We start from the raw sequence: 24,613 nt of genomic DNA, 5'->3' as shown, positions 1-24,613 counted from the left end.
ACAATGAAAAAAGTTGCCATTATTGGAGCAGGGATTGTGGGTGCAACAGCTGCCTACTACCTCTCGAAAGAAAGTGACCTAGAGCTGACCGTTTTTGACCATGGACAAGGTCAGGCTACCAAGGCAGCAGCAGGAATTATCAGTCCTTGGTTTTCCAAACGCCGCAATAAAGCCTGGTACAAGATGGCGCGCTTGGGGGCTGACTTTTATGTGGATTTGTTGGCTGATTTAGAAAAGTCTGGTAAGGAAATTGACTTTTACCAGCGTTCGGGAGTCTTTCTCCTGAAAAAGGATGAATCCAAGTTGGAAGAGCTCTATGAACTAGCCCTTCAGCGCAGGGAAGAATCTCCCTTGATAGGCCAGTTAGCTATTCTGGATCAAGCGTCTGCAAATGAGTTTTTTCCTGGTCTGCAAGGATTTGACCGCTTGCTCTATGCTTCTGGTGGAGCGAGAGTAGATGGTCACCTCTTAGTGACTTGTCTGCTAGAAGCCAGTCAAGTCAAGCTGGTCAAAGAAAAAGTGACTCTGAATCCTGTATCAGCAGGTTATCAGATTGGTGAAGAAGTGTTTGATCAAGTTATTTTGGCAACGGGAGCTTGGTTGGGGGACATTCTGGAGCCTTTGGGATATGAGGTGGATGTTCGACCGCAAAAGGGGCAACTCCGAGATTATCAACTTACCCAAGATATGGAATCCTATCCTGTTGTCATGCCAGAGGGGGAGTGGGATTTGATTCCTTTTGCAGGTGGGAAATTGTCCCTAGGAGCTACTCATGAAAATGACATGGGATTTGACTTGACAGTGGATGAAAGCTTGCTCCAACAAATGGAGGAAGCAGCCTTGCCTCACTATCCAGCCTTGGCTAAAGCGACTTCAAGAGCTGAGCGTGTGGGAATCCGTGCCTACACCAGTGATTTCTCACCTTTTTTTGGACAGGTGTCAGGATTATCAGGTGTCTATGCGGCTAGTGGACTAGGGTCATCAGGTCTCACAACTGGTCCTATCATTGGTTACCACTTAGCCCAATTGGTCCAAGACAAGGAGTTGACCTTGGATCCAGTAAACTATCCCATTGAAAACTATGTCAAACGGGTAAAAAGCATATAAGCATTTTACTGAAATTTTAGTCTCCCCTCTAGGATGGCAAATGACATTTCCTATCAAAAATGGTAAAATAAGAAAAAATAATTTGAGAATCGAGGAAAAAAGATGCAAGAAAAGATTTTGGTAACTGGTGGAGCTGGTTTTATCGGAACCCACACTGTTATTGAATTGATCCAAGCAGGTCATCAAGTCGTTGTGGTAGATAATCTTGTCAACAGCAACCGTAAAAGCTTAGAAGTTGTTGAAAGAATCACAGGAGTTGAGGTGCCTTTCTATGAGGCGGATATCCGTGATACAGATACCCTCAGAGATATTTTCAAGCAGGAAGAACCGACTGGGGTGATTCACTTTGCGGGCTTGAAGGCTGTTGGCGAATCAACCCGTATCCCTCTTGCCTACTATGACAACAATATCGCTGGAACTCTTAGTCTTTTAAAAGTTATGGAAGAAGCAAACTGTAAGAATATCATCTTCAGTTCTTCTGCGACAGTTTACGGAGATCCTCACACAGTTCCAATCTTAGAAGATTTCCCACTTTCAGTGACCAACCCTTACGGTCGTACCAAACTCATGCTAGAGGAAATTTTGACAGATATCTACAAAGCAGACTCAGAATGGAATGTGGTCTTGCTTCGTTACTTTAATCCAATCGGTGCTCATGAAAGTGGAGACCTGGGAGAAAATCCTAACGGCATTCCAAACAATCTCTTGCCTTATGTTTCACAAGTGGCAGTGGGCAAACTAGAACAAGTACAAGTTTTTGGAGATGATTACGATACAGAAGATGGAACCGGGGTTCGTGACTATATCCACGTTGTAGACCTAGCCAAAGGTCACGTTGCAGCTTTGAAAAAACTCCAAAAAGGTTCAGGTCTAAACGTTTATAACCTTGGAACTGGTAAAGGATACTCAGTTCTTGAAATTATCCAAAACATGGAAAAAGCAGTGGGACGTCCTATTCCTTACCGCATCGTAGAACGTCGCCCAGGTGATATCGCTGCCTGCTACTCAGACCCAGCAAAAGCTAAAGCAGAACTCGGTTGGGAAGCGGAACTCGACATCACCCAAATGTGTGAAGACGCCTGGCGTTGGCAAAGCAAGCATCCAAATGGATTTGAAGACTAAGATGATGATTTCAATCATTGTCCCTTGTTTAAACGAAGAGGAAGTACTTCCTCTTTTTTATCAGTCTGTTGAAGCACTGCTTCCAGAATTAGGAGCAGAGATCGAGTATGTCTTTGTGGATGATGGCTCAAGTGATGGGACCTTGAAGCTTTTGAAGGCCTATCGGGTACAAAATCCTGCGGTACATTATATCTCTTTCTCGAGAAATTTTGGGAAAGAAGCAGCTCTATACGCAGGCTTGCAGCATGCGACTGGAGACCTGGTGGTCGTGATGGATGCAGACCTCCAGGATCCTCCTAGTATGTTGCTTGAAATGAAAGCCTTACTAGACCAGAATGCAGATTTAGACTGTATTGGGACACGGAGAACCAGTCGGGAGGGAGAACCCTTCTTTCGCAGTTTCTGCGCTGACATCTTTTACCGCCTCATGCAAAAAATCAGCCCAGTAGCCCTGCCATCAGGTGTTCGTGATTTTCGGATGATGAGAAGATCTGTGGTGGATGCTATTTTAGCCTTGACCGAGTCCAATCGTTTTTCTAAGGGCCTATTTGCTTGGGTGGGCTTTAAAACGCACTATCTGGACTATCCAAATGTCGAAAGACAGGCTGGCAAGACTAGTTGGAGTTTTAGACAGCTCTTTTTCTACTCGATTGAAGGGATTCTTAACTTTTCAGATTTTCCCTTGAGTATAGCCTTTGTAGCGGGACTTCTATCTTGTTTTATTTCTTTTATGATGACTGTTTTTGTGGTGTTTCGGACCCTTATTTTGGGAAATCCGACATCTGGCTGGACCTCTCTGATGGCTGTCATTCTCTTTCTTGGAGGGATTCAACTCCTGACTATTGGGATTCTCGGTAAGTATATCAGCAAGATTTATCTAGAGACCAAAAAAAGACCACTCTATCTCGTCAAAGAAAAAAGTGATCTTTCTATTTTCGAAGGGAAAAATAACCAGAAAAGACTATAATTTTACCTAGAAATATGCTAAACTAGTAGATGAAGGGATTAAAGTGATAAAAAGAATCTACAAAATCAATCTCCCTTTTAAACTATGATGGATCTTTGAGAAGTGCACGTGTAGGGCACTGTTTGATAGCCTCCAGAACATCGCTGGTCTCAGCGATTTCTCTTTGCAGTTCATCAGGATCATCATAAAAGCGAACGATCCCATTATCATGGTAATCAAAGAGTTCAGAATAGGTCTGGCAAAGCCCGCAGGCGATGCACCGTTCGGGTATAAGTGTGAGTTTCATATTTATATTGTAATAAGAAAGTTTAAAAAATACAAGGAGTAAGGTATGGCAAAAGAACCGTGGCAAGAAGATATTTATGACAACAGAGAAGAAGAAACAAGATTAGAGCGTCGTCACCGTAAACAAAAAGGAAAAGGTGTTGTTGCCAATCGTGTCTTGACCATTCTAGCTAGCCTCTTCTTTGTAATCGTTGTAGCGATGGTTGTCGTATTGATTTACCTTTCTACTGGAGGAAGTAACCGCACGGCGGCTTTGAAGGATTTTTATAATTCTTCAGCTCCATCGTCAACCTCTAAAGTGGAAGAGTCTTCTTCCTCTACTAGTAAAGCTCAAGAAACGAAAGAATCAACTCCTTCAGAAAGTAGTTCTGAAGAACACACAGATGGAGAAGGAACGCTTACTGTGCAACCTGGAGAAGGAGAAGCAGCTCTCGCTCAGCGTGCAGGGATTTCCATTGCCCAGCTAGAAGCTCTGAATCCTTCTCATATGTCATCAGGAACTTGGTTTGCCAACCCTGGTGATGTCATCAAGACTAGATAGGAGTCGGAAATGAAGACAATTCAAATTGCTATTGATGGTCCTGCTTCCAGTGGTAAGAGTACAGTCGCAAAGATTATTGCTAAGGATTTTGGTTACACTTATCTTGATACAGGTGCCATGTATCGTGCTGCGACTTATATAGCACTCAAGCACCAGTTGGATGCAGGAAATGTAGACCAACTTCTTGAACTTCTGAACCAACACCCTATTAGTTTTGGACGTTCGGAAACAGGTGAGCAACTTGTCTTTGTTGGCGATGTTGATATTACTCATCCGATTCGTGAAAATGAAGTGACCAACAAGGTTTCAAGCATTGCGGCCATTCCTGAGGTGCGTGAGAAACTGGTTTCGCTCCAGCAAGAGATTGCCCAGCAAGGTGGTATCGTCATGGATGGGCGTGATATCGGGACAGTTGTTTTACCACAAGCTGAACTCAAGATTTTTCTAGTGGCTTCTGTTGAAGAAAGAGCAGAACGACGTTACAAGGAAAATATTGCTAAAGGGATTGAGACTGACTTGGAAACGCTGAAAGAAGAGATTGCGGCACGTGATTACAAAGATAGTCATCGCGAAACCTCGCCTCTTAAACAGGCAGAGGATGCAGTTTACCTTGACACAACTGGATTAAGTATCCAAGAAGTGGTCGAAAAAATTGAATCAGAAGCAAAAAAACGCATGTCCTAGTGACAGGTGAAGCAGGCTAAGACTAGCCTGCTTCTTTTCTCTCTTTGGGGAGCATTTGAAAACAGTCTTTTTGGGAGTTTTTTGATAAAATAGTAGTATCAATGAAAAGGATGGAAGCATGACAAAGAAAATCGTAGCCATTTGGGCCCAAGATGAAAAAGGTGTGATTGGCAAAGAAGAGCGTCTTCCTTGGCATTTGCCAGCAGAATTACAGCATTTTAAGGAAACAACTTTAAATCACGCCATCTTGATGGGACGAGTGACCTTTGATGGAATGGGTCGTCGTCTGCTTCCCAAACGCCAAACCTTGATTTTGACACGAAACAGTGACGAAGTCGTGGATGGAGCGCTTGTGTTTCAAGATGTGGAGTCTGTTTTAGCGTGGTATCAGAGTCAGGAAAAAAATCTCTATATCATTGGTGGAAAACAGATTTTTCAGGCTTTTGAGCCCTATTTAGATGAAATCATCGTGACACAGATTCATGCTCAGGTGGAGGGGGACACCTATTTTCCTGAGGATTTTGACTTGTCTCTTTTTGAGACAGTCGCAAGCAAATCCTATACCCGAGATGAGAAAAACAACTATGATTTTACCATCCAATACCGAAAGAGAAAGGAAGTCTAATGGAGCGCAGTATATTTGGATTTTTTACAGCATTCTTGTGTGTAATCTGTATCTTGGCGGGAGCACAGGCTTTTCGTAAGAAGCGCTATGGACTGTCTGCCTTACTCTGGCTGAATGCTTTTACCAATCTGGTAAACAGTGTCCATGCTTTTTATATGACCTTATTTTAGATAGAATGAAAATATAGAACGGAAGGAAATCATGCCTACAAATAGGAAAAATGATATGATGGTTTATTGCTCATTTTGTGGCAAAAGCCAAGAAGAAGTAAAGAAAATAATCGCTGGGAACAATGCCTTTATCTGTAATGAATGTGTGGAGTTGGCTCAGGAGATCATTCGGGAGGAGTTGGCTGAGGAAGTCTTGGCAGACTTGTCTGAAGTACCAAAACCAATCGAACTCCTCAATATCTTGAACCACTATGTGATCGGTCAAGATCGTGCCAAACGTGCCTTGGCAGTGGCGGTTTACAACCACTACAAACGCATCAATTTCCATGATACTCGTGAAGAGTCAGAAGATGTGGATTTGCAGAAGTCCAACATCTTGATGATTGGCCCAACTGGTTCTGGGAAAACCTTCCTTGCTCAGACTTTGGCTAAGAGCTTGAACGTGCCCTTTGCTATCGCAGATGCGACAGCTCTGACTGAGGCTGGTTATGTAGGTGAGGACGTGGAAAACATCCTCCTCAAACTCTTGCAGGCTGCTGACTTTAACATCGAACGTGCGGAGCGTGGGATTATCTACGTGGATGAAATTGACAAGATTGCCAAGAAGAGCGAGAATGTGTCTATCACACGTGACGTTTCGGGTGAAGGAGTGCAACAAGCCCTTCTTAAGATTATTGAGGGAACTGTCGCTAGCGTGCCGCCTCAAGGTGGACGCAAACATCCACAACAAGAGATGATTCAGGTGGATACCAAGAATATCCTCTTCATCGTGGGTGGTGCTTTTGACGGCATCGAAGAAATCGTTAAACAACGTTTGGGTGAAAAAGTTATTGGCTTTGGACAAAATAACAAGGCGATTGACGAAAACAGCTCCTACATGCAAGAAATCATCGCTGAAGATATTCAAAAATTCGGTATTATCCCTGAGTTGATTGGACGCTTGCCTGTCTTTGCTGCTCTTGAGCAATTGACGGTCGATGACTTGGTTCGCATCTTGAAAGAGCCAAGAAATGCCTTGGTCAAACAATACCAAACCTTGCTTTCTTATGATGACGTTGAGTTGGAATTTGACGACGAAGCCCTTCAAGAAATCGCCAATAAGGCTATCGAACGCAAAACTGGTGCGCGTGGTCTTCGATCAATTATCGAAGAAACCATGCTAGACGTTATGTTTGAAGTACCGAGTCAGGAAAATGTGAAATTAGTCCGCATCACAAAAGAAGCTGTTGATGGAACGGATAAACCCATTCTAGAAACAGCCTAGAGGTGACTATGGAAATCAATACACACAATGCTGAAATCTTGCTCAGTGCAGCCAACAAGTCCCACTATCCGCAGGATGACCTGCCAGAGATTGCCCTTGCAGGTCGTTCAAATGTCGGGAAGTCCAGCTTTATCAACACCATGTTGAACCGCAAAAATCTAGCCCGTACTTCAGGGAAACCTGGGAAAACCCAGCTTCTCAACTTCTTTAATATTGATGACAAGATGCGTTTTGTGGATGTACCAGGTTATGGCTATGCCCGCGTTTCCAAAAAGGAACGTGAAAAGTGGGGGCGCATGATTGAGGAGTACCTGACAACTCGTGAAAATCTCCGTGCCGTGGTCAGTTTGGTGGATCTCCGTCACGACCCGTCAGCAGATGATGTGCAGATGTACGAATTTCTCAAGTATTATGAGATTCCGGTTATCATCGTTGCGACCAAGGCGGACAAGATTCCTCGTGGTAAGTGGAACAAGCACGAATCAGCAATCAAAAAGAAATTAAACTTCGACCCAAGTGACGATTTCGTCCTCTTTTCATCAGTCAGCAAGGCAGGGATGGATCAGGCTTGGGATGCAATATTAGAAAAATTGTGAGGGAAAGAAATGGCAAAAACAATTCACACAGACAAGGCTCCAAAAGCAATCGGACCCTATGTTCAAGGAAAAATCGTTGGCAATCTTTTATTTGCTAGTGGGCAAGTTCCCCTATCTCCTGAAACTGGGGAAATAGTTGGAGAAACGATCCAAGAACAAACAGAACAAGTTTTAAAAAATATCGGTGCTATTTTGGCTGAAGCAGGAACAGACTTTGATCATGTTGTCAAAACAACTTGCTTCTTGAGCGATATGAATGACTTTGTTCCTTTTAACGAGGTTTACCAAACGGCCTTTAAAGAGGAATTTCCAGCTCGTTCAGCTGTAGAGGTTGCACGTCTTCCTCGTGATGTAAAAGTCGAAATTGAAGTGATCGCAGAGATTGGATAAGCTAGTTGAAGTTTGGCTCTGCCAAACTTTTTTTGATATAAGGAGAGATAGATGACAAAGAAACAACTTCACCTGGTAATTGTGACAGGGATGAGTGGCGCAGGGAAAACGGTAGCCATTCAGTCCTTCGAGGATTTGGGATATTTCACTATTGACAATATGCCACCAGCCCTATTGCCAAAGTTCTTGCAGTTGGTTGAGACCAAGGATGATGACCATAAGTTAGCTCTAGTGGTGGATATGCGGAGCCGTTCTTTCTTCTCAGAGATTCAGGCTGTTTTGGATGAATTGGAAAACCAAGACGATTTGGACTTTAAAATCCTCTTTTTAGACGCAGCGGATAAGGAATTGGTGGCACGCTATAAGGAAACTAGACGAAGTCACCCTCTAGCTGCTGATGGTCGGATTTTAGATGGCATCAAGCTGGAACGTGAACTCTTAGCACCTTTGAAAAACATGAGCCAAAATGTGGTGGATACGACAGAACTCACTCCGCGTGAACTTCGTAAAACCATTGCTGAGCAATTTTCGGACCAAGAACAAGCCCAGTCTTTCCGTATCGAGGTCATGTCTTTTGGATTCAAGTATGGTATCCCTATCGATGCGGACTTGGTATTTGATGTCCGTTTCTTGCCAAATCCCTATTACCTACCAGAGCTGCGTAATCAAACGGGGCTGGATGAGCCTGTCTATAACTATGTAATGAAACATGCAGAATCGGAAAGTTTCTATCAGCACTTGCTCGCCTTGATTGAGCCAATCTTGCCAAGTTACAAAAAAGAAGGCAAGTCCGTTTTGACCATTGCAGTGGGATGTACAGGTGGACAGCACCGTAGTGTTGCCTTTGCCAAGCGCATAGCTGAGGACCTTGCTAAAAACTGGCCTGTCAATGAAAGCCATCGTGACAAAGATCGAAGAAAGGAAACGGTAAACCGTTCATGAGAAAACCTAAAATAACGGTGATTGGTGGAGGAACTGGTATCCCCGTCATTTTGAAAAGTTTGCGGGAAAAGGATGTTGAGATTGCAGCCATCGTAACAGTCGCCGATGATGGTGGATCTTCTGGTGAGCTAAGAAAGAATATCCAACAGCTGACACCGCCTGGTGATCTTCGAAATGTTCTGGTAGCCATGTCAGATATGCCTAAGTTTTATGAGAAGGTTTTTCAGTACCGATTTTCAGAAGAGGCTGGAGCTTTTGCGGGTCATCCGCTAGGAAATATCATCATAGCAGGGCTTTCTGAAATGCAAGGATCTACCTACAATGCTATGCAATTACTCAGTAAGTTCTTTCACACAACAGGAAAGATCTACCCCTCAAGCGATCAACCTTTGACACTGCATGCAGTCTTTAAAGACGGTTCTGAGGTGGCAGGTGAGAGCCACATTGCAGATCATCCAGGCATGATCGACCATGTCTATGTGACCAATACCTTGGATGATGAAACACCGCAAGCCAGTCGTCGAGTAGTCAATACTATTCTCGAGAGTGATATGATCGTCTTGGGGCCTGGTTCCCTCTTTACATCGATTTTGCCCAATATTGTCATTGAGGAGATTGGGCAGGCTCTCTTAGAGACCAAGGCGGAGATAGCCTATGTCTGCAATATCATGACCCAGCGTGGGGAAACAGAGCACTTTTCAGACAGTGACCACGTGGAAGTTCTCCATCGTCATCTAGGGCGTCCCTTCATTGATACGGTTCTGGTGAATATCGAGCAAGTTCCTAGAGAATACATGAATACCAACCGTTTTGATGAATATTTGGTTCAGGTAGAGCATGATTTTGCTGGTCTTTGCCAGCAGGTCCCTCGTGTGATTTCATCCAACTTCCTTCGTTTGGAAAATGGAGGAGCCTTCCACGATGGCGATTTGATTGTGGATGAATTGATGCGAATTATACAGGTGCGAAAATGAGTTTCACAGTCGCAGTAAAAGAGGAGATTCTTGGTCAACACCACCTCAGTCGTCATGAATTGTCTGCCATCATCAAGATGTCTGGCAGTATTGGTCTCTCGACTTCTGGCCTGACCTTGTCAGTGGTGACTGAAAATGCCAAGTTGGCTAGACATCTCTATGAGTCCTTTCTCCATTTTTATGATATCAAGTCAGAAATTCGTCACCATCAGAGAAGCAATCTTCGCAAGAATCGTGTCTATACGGTCTATACCGATGAGAGAGTGCAGGAGCTTTTAGCTGATTTGCGGCTTGCGGATTCCTTCTTTGGTTTGGAGACAGGTATTGATCCTGATATTTTAGCAGATGAAGAAGCTGGTCGTGCTTACTTATGTGGGGCCTTTCTGGCAAATGGCAGCATCCGAGATCCTGAGTCTGGCAAGTACCAGTTGGAGATCAGTTCCGTTTATCTGGACCATGCCCAGGGACTGGCCTCTCTCCTCCAGCAGTTTTTGCTGGATGCAAAGGTTATTGAGCGAAAGAAAGGTGCAGTTACCTATCTCCAACGTGCAGAAGACATCATGGATTTCTTGATTGTGATTGGGGCTATGCAGGCGCGTGATAATTTTGAGCGTGTCAAGATTTTGCGTGAAACCCGTAACGATCTCAATCGAGCCAATAACGCTGAAACAGCCAATATCGCTCGGACAGTTTCTGCCAGCATGAAGACTATCAATAATATCAGTAAAATCAAAGATAGAATGGGCTTGGAAAATTTACCCGTGGATTTGCAAGAGGTAGCTCGCTTGCGAATCCAGCACCCAGACTACTCTATCCAGCAGTTGGCAGATAGCCTGAGCAATCCCCTGACCAAAAGTGGTGTCAACCACAGACTTAGAAAGATCAATAAAATAGCAGATGAATTATAGTGATATAAAACAACCCCTTGAATTATCAATGTTTTCAAGGGGATTTGTTGTGTTCTAAAACTAAAAAGGGGCAACCAAGGGGCAGAATTAAAAAATAGCATCCAATTTATTGACAAGTTTATCCTCCATATCTTCAGTAGTATGAGAATAGATCTCCAGAGTCATCTTAGCATTCGAGTGCCCAACTCGATCCATTATTGATTTGATAGGTAACCCCGACTCTGCTAAGAATGAAATGTGGGAGTGTCTAAATATATGGCTGGATAAATTTTTTTCTATTTTTGCTTGTTTTCCATATTTTTTTAATATCTGTATGAAGCAAGCTATTGTTGTAGGTTGATTCCATCTTTCAAAACAGAAAATATAATCCTCACTAGATAAAGGCTGGAACCGTTCACTAAGTCGCACTATCTGCCTTTTGATAGCTTCTATGACAGTCTCTGATACTTTGATTGTCCGTATTGAATTTGTAGTCTTTGGAAGCGTCTTGATTTTGCTAACTGAATCATAATTACCTGTAATCTCAATTTTTTTGTTCTGAAAATCTATATTTTTTAGTTGTAAGGCAGCTAGTTCACCATATCTCATGCCGGTCAAAGCAAGTACAAGCACCATATCAGCGTACTTCTGATGATATTCTCGATTATTAAGAACATCAACAAGTGCTTTTATTTCTTGCATGGTAAGGAAATTATTACGTTTCTTTTCTAGATCTTCTAAAGTCTTTGGTTTTTGAGGAATCGTAGTATAATCCACCTCGTTATTCTCGATATAAGAGTATTGAACGGCGTACTTGAATATACCTCTGAGTCTGTGCCTAACTTTTTTAGCTGTAATATATCCATTGCTATCAATAACTTTTTCAATAGCCTGCTGAAGAAAGCGCCTGTCAAGATTGGCTAGTAGAGTATCAGATGGTATGACTTGTTTCATTGTCTTATCAACTGACTTACAATTATGTTTTGTGGATTCTTTGACTGTTTGTGACCAGGATTTATAGAACAATTTATAAATTTCTTCAAAGGTAATGCTCTCTACTTGTTTTGTGCTAAGTTTTTTATTTATCTTTTCCTGCAGTAAAATCGCAGCTTGATTTCTTGCCTGGGGAGTCTTTTTCTCCATGGTTACTGAAACTTTTTTTAATTTCTCAGTATATGGATCTTTGTATCGCTCAAAAAATTTATATTTGCCGTTTGGCAATTCTTCCATCCACATTGATTTTAACCTCACTTTTTGGTAAAATGGGTATAAGAAAACGACCTTTTGAATGGTTATTTCTTATACAGGATATCCTCACACTCAACGTTTGGCGATGGCGAGTGTGGGGGTTTTTTATTTACGAATTATGGACGATAACATCCAAGGCTCCCATGATTCGTTGAGCGTTCTCGACGGCTTCCTTATATTCTTTTGATATGTTCTTTACCGGCTTTCTAATCAAATCGATAAATACGACTGGTTTGGTGAAGTCATTTGAGGTTACACGAACTGTCATGTTTAAAATTTTAGAAGTTGATTTTCTTTTTGCAACAATACCGCCTGCAACAGCACCAATAGCGCCAAACATAGCGCCTGCAATCAATGCTTGACCAACTCCTCCAGAAACAACCGTTTGATTATTGATAATCAATTCGTACGATACCAAATCCTCGAACGAATACCAATCTGTGTCATTCTTATCTTTCTTGACCAAGGACGGTATCAAAGACAATCCCATCGTCCCCATGGCAAGACCTACTTTCGCTGTTCCTTTAATTGCTCCTCCGACCAATCCAGACGAACCTTTCGCTTTGCGTGCTCCATTTATTCGATAGGTGCGATTATATCTATCAATCTCAAGTGGTCCGACTTTATCCGTTCGTTTGCTTCTAGCAGTAGGAGTAGGAGAGACTGGTTTTGTAGTTGTTTGAGGTTGTTCTGTTTGCGGTTGGTTAGCGATAGAATAACCGCAATTTGGACAGAACTTGTAGCCCTCTACTGGATTGCCACATTCAGGACAGAATTTCATAATAACCTCCAAAATAATAACTATTTAAAAATCTTTATACTCTTTTTTTACCCATAGCCAACGAGGTTATGGTTTTTTAGTTTTCTCAATACCTCGCTACAATGAATCAGCTATCACATCTGCTTTTAGCATTACACGTCAATATCATAATATTGTTGTAAGATATTGTTCCCTCGCTTGTATTTTGTAACGAGGTCAATAGCCGCTCGTCGTTGCTGTTGATCGTCCAATAAATATTCACCATAACTCAATATCCGATAATGAACAAAATCAACTAATCGATTGAAAAGGGCATTATCGCTGATTGTATTTGCTTGTTTAATTTGCTCGTATGAGTGCTTGTTTTTGAGGTGCCAGACCATGCGCTCATTATTGATGTAAAAGAGAGAGGCCATGGTGTTAGCTTCTATCTCTAGCGGATTGCTCTGATAGTTGTTAGCGCAAGCGAGGGCGACCTCATCAGAATGACCTGTGCTAAAATGGGCTGCAATATGGGCTAATTCATGCAAAATGGTAAAGATAACCCGTCTTTTGATATGTGTTTGATTGATATAAACAAGGTACTTTTCTTTTTCTTTGCTATAAATGGTAAAGCCGTCATTGTGCTTACAGATGATATCATCCAAGTAAGTGACATCTGGATTATTGACAAGTCCTCGATATTTAATGTGCTCAGAACCAAGTAGACCGGCTGAAGGGAGCATAGGAAACGGGTCCTTTTCAAAGAAGATAAAATGAAGGCTGTAAGTCTGTTCAAAGTAACGGATGATGTGCTGAAAAGTAACTTGTTCAAGTGGAATATTATTCTGTCGAGACACTGCTTCGATCACCGGGACAGCGTAATCCCAGTGTTGGATGTACTGTCTACGGGAAATAATTTCTCTAGCCATAATTACCTCCACTTACTGTCATCGTCCATCAGGGTTTTAGCAGTTACCATCAAGCTTTCAATCGCCTTATTAAAACGAACCTTTTCTTCCTCGGTCATGTTCTGGGTCTGATTTCTGAACACTGCGACAAGTTCAGTCTCAGCTGGACCAAGATATGCATTTTCCTTGTTATCCTTTGCAATAGCAGGATTATCTGTCCGTCCGAGTAAATAATCGGTGGATACGTTGAAGTAGTTAGCAATTTCTGCGATACGCTCAGCATTTGGCGTAGAGTTTTTTATCTTATACAGTGTATTTCTGCCATAACCCAAGTCTTCTTCGACTTGCCCAAGAGCTTTTCCACGCTTTTTTGCTAATTCTTTAATTTTTTCAAATGTCTCAAACATTGTTAAATCAACCTTTCTAAGACATTACAAAAAAATTTAACAAATTTGGTGTAAAAAGATTGTCTAATTATCCCAAATGGTGTAAAATGTTTTTTGTAAGTAAGAAATAACTAAAAAAACAACTAAGAAAATAAATTATAAAAATGTTTTGGCGAACGGTATTTATAGATTTATCATTGTTTTTATTATGCTTTCATTTTAGCCAATTTGGTGTGAGTTGTCAAGTGTAATGCAGAAAAATAGTTAAAAATTTAGTTGTTTCTTATTTACATAAAGTGTAAAAAGGAGGAACGCATATGCCAGATATCGCAAACGGTCGTGAAAAGGTTAATGCTTTCTTAAAAGAGAAAGGCATTAAAAAGACAACTCTAGCGGTTGCTTACGGCTTTAAGCGACAGGAAGTAACAAACATTCTAAGTGGGACGACAAAAGGTCCACGAGCAAACAGTTTCATTCTTCAGGTTATTGAAGATTATGGGATTGAGTAGCACAAAAAAGCACCTAACAGAAGTCAGGCGCTAATCAAAATAACTAATTGAATTATAACACGAAAGGAGCAAAAATGGAAGCAGTTGAAATTGTAAGAATCAAAGATGTGATTATTGAAAAAGTCTCTGCTAATGATGAAGAATTAGAACACATCTTTGGATGCTCAAAGCGACAAGCGGGAGACATGAGACGCGAGATGAAGAAGCTACCTAGCCAACAGAAGCATCTTAGGAATGATGGCCAACTTGTCACGATTAAAGGTTTTGATGCCTACCTGAAATACAGAGGCAGTCGAGATTGGAAAAAAGAAATGGTGAAAAGCAAGAAAATGAGGTCAGTCGGATGAACCTACTAGCAAGAATTAAAAACTACTTTTCGGAAGAGGTCGAAGAAACCAATCTCGACTGGAAAGAGGTCGCTCTGGACCTCAATCAATCACTGATTGAATCACAGGAAAAACTTCAAAATGCCAATCAGCGTATTGCTGATCTTGAAAAAATTGTAGCAATCTACAAAGAAAAGGAGAATGTAAAATGATGGAATACATTTATCTGGTAACAATCATCGGAATCGTCCTGTGGTCGCTAGTAAATAAACTAGATGACCACGCTGAAATGAAACAAAAAGATCGTCAGCAAATAGCTAACAATGTCGCACGGATGAACCTGAGAAATTCAGATAAGCAATTTACTTATGACGTGCAACCGCCGGAAGGGCTAGTTAAGGAGTAGAAGATGGTAACAATCAATAAACTAGAAATCGAAAACGTCAAGCGTGTTAAAGCGGTCAAACTAGAGCCGTCTGCAACTGGTCTGACCATCGTCGGTGGAAACAACAACCAAGGGAAAACAAGCGTGTTGGACGCTATTGCTTGGGCGTTAGGAGGTAATAAGTACAAACCTAGCCAAGCTCAGCGTGAAGGTAGCACGATACCGCCGAGTCTTAAAATCACGCTCTCAAACGGCCTGATTGTAGAACGTAGCGGTAAGAATAGCACGCTCAAAGTCATCGATCCAAGCGGTAATAAAGCAGGACAAAACTTGTTGGATAGCTTCGTGGAAGAACTAGCTATCAACTTGCCAAAATTCATGGAGCAGACCAGCAAAGAGAAAGCGAAGACCTTGCTGCAAATCATCGGAGTTGGTCCGCAATTGGCTGAACTGGAAATGCAGGAGAAAGCCAAATATGATGAGCGCCACGCAATCGGTGTGATTGCTGACCAAAAGGAAAAGTTCGCGAAAGAACAACCTTACTATCCAGATGCGCCGAAAGAACTAGTCTCTATCTCTGAGCTTATCCAACAACAACAGGCCATCCTTGCTAAGAATGGCGAGAATGCTCGTAAGCGTCAGAACTTAGTATCTATCCGGAGTCAACACGCTTCAGCAACTGCAGAGGTTGAACGTCTGGAGCAATTGCTGGCCGATGCCAAAGAAAAAGAAAGTCAGTTAGCTCAAGACTTGGCTATCGCAAATACCGATGCCATGGATCTTCTCGATGAATCAACTGAGGAGATTGAAAACAACATCGCAGAGATTGACGAAATTAATCGTAAAGTGCGTGCTAATCTGGACAAGGATAAAGCCGAAGAAGATGCTAAGGGTTATCGCGAGCAATACAAGGAACTTGATAATGTGATTGCTGACATCCGCAAGCAGAAGACAGACTTGCTCACCAATGCAGATTTACCGTTGCCTGGCTTGTCCGTGGATGACGGCGAATTACTCTATCTTGGCCAGCGCTGGGATAACATGTCTGGTAGTCAGCAGCTGCAAGTTGCTACTGCAATCGTGCGCAAATTGAAGCCAGAATGTGGATTTGTCTTGATTGACAAGCTGGAGCAAATGGATCAGCAGACCTTGCAAGAATTTGGCGCATGGCTTGAACAAGAAGGTTTGCAAGCAATCGCGACACGGGTATCAACAGGAGACGAATGTAGCATCCTGATTGAAGACGGGTATAGCGTGAAGCCGGAAAAATTTGTTTTTGCTGCTCAAAACAGTTTAGTAAGTGGGGTAGCAAACGCTGCAGCATCGGCTACATGGCAAGGTGGATTTTAAAAACTAAAGGAGAACAATCATGAAAAAAACAGAAACTTTTATTGTATTTCGTAACAAAAAAACAGGTGACTTTTTATCGAAATATAAAAGCAAAGAACAAACTCTTGCTTATTCAGCAGAATATACAGAAAGATTGAAACGTGCTGCTAAAAATGAAGTTGAAGCGACAAAAGTACAAATTGAAGATTTTACAAAACTAGCGAATGCATTAAATTGTGAATTGCTCGAAGTGACTGCAACGTATGAGCTTAAAACACTTGACGGTGAAGAACCGGAAGATTTAACAGACAAAACCGAGAATTCAAAATCTGAGTCGTTCAAAAAGTTTCTTGCTATGTTGGCAAATGGATTGGAGGATGACTAAACATGCAAATTACAAGAGGAAAACGAGCACGAGCTCAAAAAGTTGTTATTTATGGTCCTGAAGGAATTGGCAAGTCTACGTTTGCAGCTGAATTCCCAAATGCTGTCTTCATTGATACGGAAGGCTCGACAGATAACATGGATGTAGCTAGATTAGACAAGCCGACCAGCTGGACCATGCTCATCAATGAGATTGCTTTTATCAAAGCCAATCCGACCGAGTGCGGGACGCTCGTCATTGATACAATCGACTGGGCGGAGTCCATGGCGGTCGCCGATGTCTGCGCTCAGCATGGCAAGAAAGGGATTGAAGATTTCGGATGGGGTAAGGGTTATACCTATGTCCAAGAAGAAATGGGACGTTTCTTGAATAGTCTTTCTGACTTGGTTGATATGGGCATCAACGTGGTATTGACTGCACACGCTCAAATTAAGAAGTTTGAACAGCCAGATGAGATGGGGTCATACGACCGATATGAATTGAAACTTGGTCAAAAGACAGGCTCTAAGACTGCTCCACTAGTGAAAGAATGGGCGGACATGGTTCTATTTGCCAATTACAAGACCTTAGTCATGACGGCCGAGAACGGCAAGAAAAAGGCGCAGGGTGGTGAGCGCGTGATGTACACCAATCATCGACCGGCTTGGGATGCCAAGAACCGACATGAATTACCTGATGAATTACCGTTCCATTATGCAGGGATTGCTCATATCTTTGCGAATCAGCAAGTGCATACACAACAGCCACAACCACAGACAGTCGCTCCAAAATCTCAGCAGGCTGTTCAGCAAGCCCCTGAGCAAGTTCAAGAAGAATTGCCTCTCGATATGTCACAGGTGGCTGAAAAGCCTCAAAATGAAGCTCCTAGCGAACCACAGGTAACTCCTAGACAGTATCACGCGAACTTGCCAAAGAGTTTGACGGACCTCATGTCTCAAGGTAACGTGACAGAAGAAGAGCTCCAAAAAGTTGCATACATACGAGGTCACTTTCCGCTGGGCACGCCAATTGAAAACTTCCCTCCTGATTACTGGGATATGATTGTCGCACATTGGCAGGCAACTATGGAAGTTATTCAAAACCAAGTGCGAGCAGATCCTGAGCTGCCCTTCTAGATGTAGATTCTGGGAATTAGAAATCATAGCAAAATATAATAAGGAGTATCTATGAAAGATAAAACTATTAAAATTGATTTGTCAAAAATCGCAAATACAGCCTTACAAGAAAAGGTTGACAAAGAACTTGAAAAAGTCCTTGAGAATATTCTGGATCTCAATACAGAAGCTAAAGCGACTCGCAAGGTTACTATCATACTAACGATGTCAACAGACGATGAACGTACTGTCGTAAAAACAGGTATGGAAGTCAAATCTACTTTAGCACCGCAGAAAGGTGTTGCAACAACTGTCATTGTCGGTCGCGACGACACTGGTAAAATTCACGCAAATGAGCTCAAGAGCGGCATCCCAGGTCAGACTTACTTTGATGACAACGGAGATATGAGAACCGACACTGGCGAACTCATTGAAAAAGTGGAACAACAGGAAAAATCTAAAATCATTGATTACAATCAAAAGAAAGCAGGTAACTAACCATGACAGAAAATATTAAAGATGCATTATCATACGCAGTCGAACTAGCGAGTAAAGAAAATAAAATTATTCGTTCAGAAACTGGGAAGGAATATTTTGATAGCAATGAATATGACTTACAGGAACTTAACCCTCGTAAGTACGCACCTATCCTTGAGCTTCAGACACTCAAAAGTCTAGTTGACTATCTCAAATCAGATAACGATTTCATCAGTGATCGTAAACTTGTAGTTGTCGTGGACAGTTTCCAAAAAGTATCTGTATATGATCAAGTTGATTTTGAAAATGGCAAACGTCCTCAGCTCGTATCTGTAAAAGCAACCGTTCCAGTTATTCCTTTTAGCAATTGGCGCGACCAGGAAGAATTCAATATTATGCTGCAGTCTATGTTTATCGATGATGCAGACCGTAATTTGGTTTTGGATTTTGCTAGCCATTTGAAAATCGAAAAAGGTGCAGAAGTACAGGACAATGGCATCAGTCAAATGGCTACGGTTCGCGATGGTGTAGCAAGCCTAGCACAAGCTAAAACTCCAAATCCAGTAACCTTGCGACCATATCGTACTTTCAACGAAGTAGAGCAGCCTGCTAGTCAATTCGTCTTCCGCATCAACAAATCGGCGAGCCTTGCGCTCTTTGAAGCAGGATGGGGGAAAATGGAAATTAGAAGCCGTCGAAAGCATCGCAAATTATTTAAAAAATGAACTTGCTAGCAACAAAAAAATTACTATTTTAGCTTAAAGGAGAAATCAACATGACACAACAATACAATAATTTTGAGCGTGAATTCGGATGGGAAGATGAAATCGTCCAAGATTCTTCATATGTACTTTTAGAACCCGGAGAATACTGGTTTACGGTAACTAAAATTGAACGTCAGCGACATATACCGAATCCGAATTCGAGAAGTAAAAATCCACTCCCTCCATGTAACAAAGCGGTTGTAACTTTGAGTATTTTGAATATGGAAGGAGATAAAAAGGAAATAACTTATAATTTATTCCTTCATTCTCGCACAGAAGGTATGTTATCTGCATTCTTTGGTGCAATTGGTTTAAAAAAACATGGAGAGCCTTTAAAAATGGACTGGAATGCAGTATTGAATTCTGTAGGGGTATGTAATGTAAAAAAAGCTATTTCTACCAATGGGAATGAATACAACGATATAGGCTTTATGGTATATGCAGATGAAGTTGATGTAACAAAACAACTAAATACTCGTCCTAATCTGCTTAACCAAAATAGTTATCCTCAAAATGGAAGTAACCAAAACTATCAGCAACCAGCCTACCAACAACCGCAACAGCCGAATTTTGCACAACAGCCACAAGCACAAGCTGGATACCAAGCTGGGCAATTCTAGGAGGTAAGGGATGCAATTAAGACCTTATCAACAGGAAGCACGGGAGGCTGTTCAAGCTGAATGGGCTAAAGGTCGCAAGCGCACGCTCTTAGTATTGCCTACAGGATGTGGAAAGACAATCGTCTTCTCCAAAATCATTGAAGACCAAGTGAAAGAGGGCAAGCGTGTGCTTGTCCTTGCTCATAGGTCAGAGCTTTTAGAGCAGGCTAGCGACAAGCTCAAGACTGCGACAGGACTCGGCACGGCCTTAGAAAAAGCTGAGAATACCTCTATCGGTTCATGGTATCGTGTTGTAGTTGGTTCTGTTCAGACGATGCAGAGAGAGAAGCGACTTAGTCAATTTCCTCCTGACTGGTTCGATACGATTGTGGTTGACGAAGCTCATCACGCTATTTCAGACGGTTATCAACGTGTCCTTGGTTATTTTGAACAATCGAATGTATTGGGAGTAACTGCAACGCCTGACCGCGGAGATATGAAGAACCTTGGTTCTTACTTCGACAGCTTAGCTTATGAGTATTCGCTAGTTCAAGCTATCCAGGAAGGGTATCTATCTAAAATTAAGGCCTTGACAATACCGCTCAGCTTGGATTTAACAAACGTCAGTATGTCAGCTGGTGATTTCAAAGCGAGCGATGTCGGAACGGCACTGGATCCATATCTGGAACAGATAGCAGATGAAATGGCCAAGCAATGTGCAGACCGCAAGACAGTCGTATTCTTGCCTTTGGTGAAGACCTCACAGAAGTTTCGAGATATTCTAAACGCAAAAGGTTTTCGCGCTGCTGAAGTCAATGGAGAGTCCAAGGACCGTGCGGATGTTTTAGAAGACTTTGAGAAAGACCGCTACAATGTACTTTGTAATTCGATGTTATTGACTGAAGGCTGGGATTGCCCGTCAGTAGACTGCGTTGTTGTGCTAAGGCCTACTAAGGTACGAGCGCTGTATAGCCAGATGATAGGGCGCGGGACTCGTTTGTATCCAGGCAAGAAAGAATTGCTCTTGCTAGACTTCCTCTGGCATACTGAACGCCACGAACTATGCCGGCCAGCTCACTTAATCTGTGAGACTCCAGAAGTTGCTCAGAAAATGGTTGAGAACATGGAAGAGCAAACTGGTGTTATGCTTGACCTCGAAGATATGGAAGTCAAGGCAACCGAGGACGTCGTCGCACAGCGTGAGGAGGCTTTGGCAAAACAATTGGAAGAAATGCGCAAGCGTAAACGCAAGTTAGTGGATCCATTGCAATTTGAAATGTCTATCCATGCTGAAGACTTGTCGAACTATGTGCCCAATTTTGGATGGGAAATGGCGCCTGCTAGTGACAAGCAAATTAAAGCGCTTGAGAAATACGGCATACTTCCTGATGAAATCGGCAACGCCGGAAAAGCTGCATTATACTTAGACAGATTGCACAAGCGACAATCAGAAGGTTTAACGACACCAAAGCAGATTCGATTCTTAGAAGGTCGTGGCTTCAAGGATGTTGGTATGTGGCAATTTGACCACGCTAGAAATATGATTGATCGCATTGCTGCGAATGGCTGGCGATTGCCGGCAGGAGTGCGACCAGCTGAATATGTACCGGGGTGATGTATGAAATCTCTTTTACGATATCCAGGTAGCAAGTGGAATCTTGCTGGTAGGATAGTAGAACTATTACCTGAACACAAAACCTACCTAGAACCCTATTTTGGTAGTGGTGCGGTATTGTTTACTAAAAAAACTAGCGCTATTGAGACAGTTAATGACCTAAATGATGATGTGGTTAATCTTTTTCAGGTGATACAACAGGAACCTGAGGCGCTGGCCAAAAAAATCTTTCTGACCCCTTACAGCCGAAGGATTTATGATAATGTTTGGGAAGTCCGACCAGAGAATGAGATTGATAAAGCGCTGAATTTTGTCATACGCTCTGTTATGAGCCACGGCTTTCGAAATATTGAAAAATCTGGTTGGAAAATGGATATTAACGGCAGAGAACGAGCCTACGCAGTCAAACATTGGAATGATCTGCCCGAGTTAGTCCAAGAAATGACATTGCGATTAAAGCATGTTCAGATTGAATGTCGGCCAGCCATTGAACTGATACAGAAATATAGTCGGGAAGATGTCTGCATGTATGTAGACCCTCCCTACGTCCTTAGCACGAGGACGAGAAAGCAATATTCAGTAGAAATGGATGACCGTGACCACGAAGAACTATTAGAAATATTGAATCAGTCCAAAGCTAACGTTCTTCTGAGTGGATATGATAGCGACTTGTATAATAAACGCTTGTCAAATTGGGAAAGGGTGGAGTTCTCGGCGACTGCAGAGAAAGGACTACCGAGAACGGAAGTTCTTTGGATGAACTATCAACCAAAGAAGCAATTATTATTATTTTAAAGGAGAAAACAGTGGCAGAGAATGATTTTAATTTGTTGCCGTTGCTGGATTACATCAATCCTGCCACGGTAGACTACCAGACATGGATAAATGTGGGCATGGCCTTAAAACACGAAGGCTACACGGCATCTGACTGGGATAACTGGTCACAAAATGATAGTCGATACAAGAAATTCGAGTGTTTCAAGAAATGGGATACCTTCAACGAGGAAGCAGGAACTATCGTGACGGGTGCGACTATTACCCAACTTGCAAAAGAAAACGGCTGGGTGTCGCAATCTGGCTACGATAGCGAGAATGCGCATGAGTTAGGCTGGACCGATACAATAGATCGTGATTATCGTGTCATTGATAAAGACTGGATCGAGGGCAAGGAAATCCACGAGCCGACGATTTGGAATCCAGTGCAAGAAATCATCAAATACCTTGAAACACTTTTTGAAGCTGGCGAAAATGTCGGTTATGTGACTAAATGCTATCCAAAGACTGATGACAAAACGGGAAAGATTGTCAAATGGTTGCCAACCAAAGGAGCTTACGACCGCACAGCTGGTGAATTGATTCAACTCTTACAAGAATGTAATGGAGATATTGGAGGTGTCCTTGGTGACTATCACGAAGAAGCGGGTGCATGGATTCGTTTTAATCCTATGGACGGAAAGGGCGCTAAAAATGAAAACGTGACAGATTTCAGATATGCTCTGGTCGAATCCGACAGCATGCCGATTGACAAGCAGAATGCCATCTACAAAGAACTTGAATTACCGATTGCAGCCTTGGTTCACAGTGGGAATAAATCGCTCCACGCTATCGTCAAAGTAGATGCCAAGAATTACGAGGAATACCGTAATCGGGTTAATTACCTTTATAAAATCTGTCAGAAGAACGGAATCATAGTCGATACTCAAAATAAAAATCCAAGTAGACTTTCGCGCATGCCAGGGTTCATCCGAAACGGTCAGAAGCAATTTTTGGTAGATACCAACATCGGTAAGGCTGATTGGGATGAATGGTATCAATACATCGAAGATTTGAACGATGATTTGCCTGATCCTGAAGGATTGGCCGACAGCTGGGATAACTTGCCAGAATTGGTTCCTGAGTTGATAAAAGGAGTCCTTCGTCAAGGTCACAAAATGCTGATTGCTGGTCCGTCAAAGGCTGGTAAGTCATTTGCCTTGATTGAGATGTCAATTGCAATCGCAGAGGGGAAGAAGTGGCTAGGCTGGGATTGTACGCAGGGGCGTGTCTTGTATGTCAATCTGGAGCTAGACCGTCCGTCTGCTTTGCATCGTTTCCGTGATGTTTACCAAGCTATGGAATTGCCACCTCAGAACATCCAGAACATCGATATCTGGAATTTGCGTGGCAAGACCGTACCAATGGACAAGCTGGCGCCCAAACTCATTCGCAGAGCTTTGAAGAAGAATTATATCGCAGTCATCATCGACCCGATTTACAAGGTTCTGACGGGTGACGAGAATAGCGCGGACCAGATGGCACATTTTACCAATCAATTTGATAAAGTGGCCACAGAGTTAGGTTCTAGTGTTATCTACTGTCACCACCACTCTAAGGGTTCTCAAGGTGGCAAGAAGTCCATGGATCGCGCTAGTGGTTCGGGTGTATTCGCTCGGGATCCTGACGCGCTTATCGACTTAGTAGAGCTAGAAGTGTCAGAGGAATTACTTACTCAAAGGCTGAATCAGGCAGCGTGCGAAGTATATAAACAGGCTTTGCAAGAGCGAAATAATTCCTATTACCAACAGAATGTCGGGCTAGATGACCTCTTAAGCCCTGCGCAGATGCGGACACATTTCGAGAAAGGCATCCCTGATGTCATGGCTCGTGCTCCTTATGTAGACAAGCTCGAGGAAGTACGCAATAAGGTCCAGATAGCGACTGCGTGGCGCGTTGAGGGCACACTTCGAGAGTTTGCCAAGTTCAAGCCAGTCAACATGTGGTTCAGTTATCCAGTACACGCGCTTGATGAAACGGGCGTGCTGGCGGATATACAATTGGACGATGATAAACCGGGGTGGATGAAAGCTAAAGAAACTCGCAAAAAGAACGCAAAGGAAGACAAAAAGCAAAAACTGATAGAGTTTGACGAAGCGATCGAAAACGCGAATTTTGGCGAGCCTCCCTCAAAAGAAGACGTAGCTGAATATTTAGGAATTTCTGTAAAAACAGTTACTCGCAGATTGAATTCGTCAAAAAAATATTGGTTCGACAAGAACTCAAATTCAATAAAAGAAAAAGGACAAGACCATAAAAACGTGGTCGTGTCCGAATAAGACAGCACCATAAAATTATGGTTGTGTCCTTGTCCTAAAAAGGACAGACAAGACCATAAAAATGTGGTCGTGTCCCGGACAGACAACTATATATTATATATATAGATAATGTCCTGTCGTCCATCATGTCCATACCTGTATAGACAGGGTTGCTTAAAACGCACCCTGTCATATACAAGGGTCATGGACTAAAAGCGAAA

The 24,613-nt window shown here is 42.4% G+C and carries 30 protein-coding genes and 1 pseudogene; 26 read left to right on the top strand and 5 right to left on the bottom strand.

Annotated elements, in window-relative coordinates; genetic code table 11:
• The first annotated feature begins 3 nt into the window (after positions 1 to 3).
• The 3 genes from HMPREF9965_RS06490 (at position 4) to HMPREF9965_RS06480 (ending at position 3,196) form a co-directional block, all read left to right on the top strand.
• On the top strand, positions 4 to 1,107 hold the full coding sequence (locus tag HMPREF9965_RS06490; RefSeq protein ID WP_000754627.1) for an NAD(P)/FAD-dependent oxidoreductase: 1,104 nt from the start codon (positions 4 to 6) through the stop codon (positions 1,105 to 1,107).
• 102 nt (positions 1,108 to 1,209) lie between these two features.
• The gene (gene galE, locus HMPREF9965_RS06485; protein ID WP_001156551.1) at positions 1,210 to 2,229 is read left to right on the top strand and encodes a UDP-glucose 4-epimerase GalE; all 1,020 of its coding nucleotides are present in this window, start codon (positions 1,210 to 1,212) and stop codon (positions 2,227 to 2,229) included.
• A complete protein-coding gene (locus tag HMPREF9965_RS06480) occupies positions 2,213 to 3,196 on the top strand; it encodes a glycosyltransferase family 2 protein (protein WP_000364631.1) in 984 nt (327 codons plus the stop codon). Before galE ends, HMPREF9965_RS06480 begins: the two co-directional genes overlap by 17 nt.
• A gap of 82 nt (positions 3,197 to 3,278) precedes the next feature.
• On the opposite strand, the gene HMPREF9965_RS12765 is transcribed toward HMPREF9965_RS06480, so the two are convergent.
• Positions 3,279 to 3,482, bottom strand: coding sequence for a ferredoxin (locus tag HMPREF9965_RS12765; RefSeq protein ID WP_080566872.1), 204 nt, complete (start codon positions 3,480 to 3,482; stop codon positions 3,279 to 3,281).
• Between the two features lie 45 nt (positions 3,483 to 3,527).
• Here HMPREF9965_RS12765 and HMPREF9965_RS06475 point away from each other — a divergent pair, with 45 nt between their 5' ends.
• The 10 genes from HMPREF9965_RS06475 (at position 3,528) to whiA (ending at position 10,575) form a co-directional block, all read left to right on the top strand.
• Positions 3,528 to 4,022: an SAG1386/EF1546 family surface-associated protein gene (locus HMPREF9965_RS06475; RefSeq protein ID WP_001040898.1), complete on the top strand. Its 495-nt coding sequence runs from the start codon at positions 3,528 to 3,530 to the stop codon at positions 4,020 to 4,022.
• A gap of 9 nt (positions 4,023 to 4,031) precedes the next feature.
• The gene (cmk, locus tag HMPREF9965_RS06470) at positions 4,032 to 4,706 is read left to right on the top strand and encodes a (d)CMP kinase (RefSeq protein WP_000849392.1); all 675 of its coding nucleotides are present in this window, start codon (positions 4,032 to 4,034) and stop codon (positions 4,704 to 4,706) included.
• Positions 4,707 to 4,824: 118 nt separating this feature from the next.
• On the top strand, positions 4,825 to 5,331 hold the full coding sequence (locus tag HMPREF9965_RS06465; RefSeq protein WP_000162500.1) for a dihydrofolate reductase: 507 nt from the start codon (positions 4,825 to 4,827) through the stop codon (positions 5,329 to 5,331).
• Complete coding sequence (locus HMPREF9965_RS13010) at positions 5,331 to 5,501, top strand: hypothetical protein (RefSeq protein ID WP_000442250.1); 171 nt, start codon at positions 5,331 to 5,333, stop codon at positions 5,499 to 5,501. The genes HMPREF9965_RS06465 and HMPREF9965_RS13010 overlap by 1 nt, the downstream gene beginning before the upstream one ends.
• Positions 5,502 to 5,532: 31 nt before the next feature.
• Complete coding sequence (clpX, locus tag HMPREF9965_RS06455) at positions 5,533 to 6,765, top strand: ATP-dependent Clp protease ATP-binding subunit ClpX (RefSeq protein ID WP_004240351.1); 1,233 nt, start codon at positions 5,533 to 5,535, stop codon at positions 6,763 to 6,765.
• 8 nt (positions 6,766 to 6,773) lie between these two features.
• Entirely contained in the window at positions 6,774 to 7,361 is a 588-nt protein-coding gene (yihA, locus tag HMPREF9965_RS06450) for a ribosome biogenesis GTP-binding protein YihA/YsxC (protein WP_000405198.1), read from the top strand.
• Positions 7,362 to 7,370: 9 nt separating this feature from the next.
• Positions 7,371 to 7,751, top strand: a complete 381-nt coding sequence (locus tag HMPREF9965_RS06445) for a RidA family protein (RefSeq protein ID WP_001140420.1) — start codon at positions 7,371 to 7,373, stop codon at positions 7,749 to 7,751.
• A 51-nt stretch (positions 7,752 to 7,802) separates the two neighbouring features.
• Positions 7,803 to 8,693: an RNase adapter RapZ gene (gene rapZ, locus HMPREF9965_RS06440; RefSeq protein WP_000163042.1), complete on the top strand. Its 891-nt coding sequence runs from the start codon at positions 7,803 to 7,805 to the stop codon at positions 8,691 to 8,693.
• On the top strand, positions 8,690 to 9,667 hold the full coding sequence (locus HMPREF9965_RS06435; protein ID WP_001231063.1) for a YvcK family protein: 978 nt from the start codon (positions 8,690 to 8,692) through the stop codon (positions 9,665 to 9,667). The genes rapZ and HMPREF9965_RS06435 overlap by 4 nt, the downstream gene beginning before the upstream one ends.
• Positions 9,664 to 10,575 (top strand): DNA-binding protein WhiA, encoded by a 912-nt coding sequence (gene whiA / locus HMPREF9965_RS06430; protein ID WP_000011268.1) that lies wholly within the window; start codon positions 9,664 to 9,666, stop codon positions 10,573 to 10,575. Before HMPREF9965_RS06435 ends, whiA begins: the two co-directional genes overlap by 4 nt.
• 87 nt (positions 10,576 to 10,662) lie before the next feature.
• Here the strand turns inward: whiA and HMPREF9965_RS06425 are convergent, their stop codons facing one another.
• From HMPREF9965_RS06425 to HMPREF9965_RS06410, 4 genes are all read right to left on the bottom strand, one after another.
• A complete protein-coding gene (locus HMPREF9965_RS06425; protein ID WP_000266842.1) occupies positions 10,663 to 11,790 on the bottom strand; it encodes a tyrosine-type recombinase/integrase in 1,128 nt (375 codons plus the stop codon).
• Between the two features lie 121 nt (positions 11,791 to 11,911).
• Positions 11,912 to 12,583: a zinc ribbon domain-containing protein gene (locus HMPREF9965_RS06420; RefSeq protein ID WP_000666924.1), complete on the bottom strand. Its 672-nt coding sequence runs from the start codon at positions 12,581 to 12,583 to the stop codon at positions 11,912 to 11,914.
• 131 nt (positions 12,584 to 12,714) lie between these two features.
• Positions 12,715 to 13,473, bottom strand: a complete 759-nt coding sequence (locus tag HMPREF9965_RS06415; protein ID WP_000090411.1) for an ImmA/IrrE family metallo-endopeptidase — start codon at positions 13,471 to 13,473, stop codon at positions 12,715 to 12,717.
• A gap of 2 nt (positions 13,474 to 13,475) precedes the next feature.
• Complete coding sequence (locus HMPREF9965_RS06410; protein WP_000464161.1) at positions 13,476 to 13,859, bottom strand: helix-turn-helix domain-containing protein; 384 nt, start codon at positions 13,857 to 13,859, stop codon at positions 13,476 to 13,478.
• A gap of 296 nt (positions 13,860 to 14,155) precedes the next feature.
• On the opposite strand from HMPREF9965_RS06410, the gene HMPREF9965_RS06405 reads away from it, so the two are divergent.
• The 13 genes and pseudogenes from HMPREF9965_RS06405 (at position 14,156) to HMPREF9965_RS06345 (ending at position 24,413) form a co-directional block, all read left to right on the top strand.
• The gene (locus HMPREF9965_RS06405) at positions 14,156 to 14,347 is read left to right on the top strand and encodes a DNA-binding protein (RefSeq protein ID WP_001112858.1); all 192 of its coding nucleotides are present in this window, start codon (positions 14,156 to 14,158) and stop codon (positions 14,345 to 14,347) included.
• A 74-nt stretch (positions 14,348 to 14,421) separates the two neighbouring features.
• Positions 14,422 to 14,694: a hypothetical protein gene (locus HMPREF9965_RS06400; RefSeq protein WP_000388507.1), complete on the top strand. Its 273-nt coding sequence runs from the start codon at positions 14,422 to 14,424 to the stop codon at positions 14,692 to 14,694.
• Positions 14,691 to 14,885, top strand: coding sequence for a hypothetical protein (locus tag HMPREF9965_RS06395; RefSeq protein WP_001050339.1), 195 nt, complete (start codon positions 14,691 to 14,693; stop codon positions 14,883 to 14,885). The genes HMPREF9965_RS06400 and HMPREF9965_RS06395 overlap by 4 nt, the downstream gene beginning before the upstream one ends.
• A complete protein-coding gene (locus HMPREF9965_RS06390; protein WP_000970851.1) occupies positions 14,882 to 15,079 on the top strand; it encodes a hypothetical protein in 198 nt (65 codons plus the stop codon). The genes HMPREF9965_RS06395 and HMPREF9965_RS06390 overlap by 4 nt, the downstream gene beginning before the upstream one ends.
• 3 nt (positions 15,080 to 15,082) lie before the next feature.
• On the top strand, positions 15,083 to 16,408 hold the full coding sequence (locus HMPREF9965_RS06385) for an AAA family ATPase (RefSeq protein WP_000256378.1): 1,326 nt from the start codon (positions 15,083 to 15,085) through the stop codon (positions 16,406 to 16,408).
• A 19-nt stretch (positions 16,409 to 16,427) separates the two neighbouring features.
• Positions 16,428 to 16,772 carry a hypothetical protein gene (locus HMPREF9965_RS06380; RefSeq protein WP_000750585.1) on the top strand — a complete coding sequence of 115 codons (345 nt, stop codon included), beginning with the start codon at positions 16,428 to 16,430 and terminating at the stop codon, positions 16,770 to 16,772.
• A 2-nt stretch (positions 16,773 to 16,774) separates the two neighbouring features.
• Positions 16,775 to 17,887 carry an ATP-binding protein gene (locus HMPREF9965_RS06375; RefSeq protein ID WP_001167561.1) on the top strand — a complete coding sequence of 371 codons (1,113 nt, stop codon included), beginning with the start codon at positions 16,775 to 16,777 and terminating at the stop codon, positions 17,885 to 17,887.
• A gap of 51 nt (positions 17,888 to 17,938) precedes the next feature.
• Positions 17,939 to 18,364: a hypothetical protein gene (locus tag HMPREF9965_RS06370; protein ID WP_000653639.1), complete on the top strand. Its 426-nt coding sequence runs from the start codon at positions 17,939 to 17,941 to the stop codon at positions 18,362 to 18,364.
• A gap of 2 nt (positions 18,365 to 18,366) precedes the next feature.
• Positions 18,367 to 19,105, top strand: a pseudogene (locus tag HMPREF9965_RS06365) (hypothetical protein).
• 13 nt (positions 19,106 to 19,118) lie between these two features.
• On the top strand, positions 19,119 to 19,727 hold the full coding sequence (locus tag HMPREF9965_RS06360) for a hypothetical protein (protein ID WP_000194052.1): 609 nt from the start codon (positions 19,119 to 19,121) through the stop codon (positions 19,725 to 19,727).
• Positions 19,728 to 19,737: 10 nt separating this feature from the next.
• Complete coding sequence (locus HMPREF9965_RS06355; RefSeq protein WP_001177099.1) at positions 19,738 to 21,321, top strand: DEAD/DEAH box helicase; 1,584 nt, start codon at positions 19,738 to 19,740, stop codon at positions 21,319 to 21,321.
• A gap of 3 nt (positions 21,322 to 21,324) precedes the next feature.
• A complete protein-coding gene (locus HMPREF9965_RS06350) occupies positions 21,325 to 22,116 on the top strand; it encodes a DNA adenine methylase (protein ID WP_000838748.1) in 792 nt (263 codons plus the stop codon).
• Between the two features lie 11 nt (positions 22,117 to 22,127).
• Complete coding sequence (locus HMPREF9965_RS06345) at positions 22,128 to 24,413, top strand: AAA family ATPase (protein WP_004243345.1); 2,286 nt, start codon at positions 22,128 to 22,130, stop codon at positions 24,411 to 24,413.
• The last annotated feature ends 200 nt before the right edge of the window (positions 24,414 to 24,613 follow it).

The sequence above is a fragment of the Streptococcus mitis bv. 2 str. SK95 genome (assembly GCF_000222705.1).
Lineage (GTDB): Bacteria > Bacillota > Bacilli > Lactobacillales > Streptococcaceae > Streptococcus > Streptococcus mitis_AY.
This window is presented reverse-complemented; position numbering and strand designations above follow the sequence as displayed.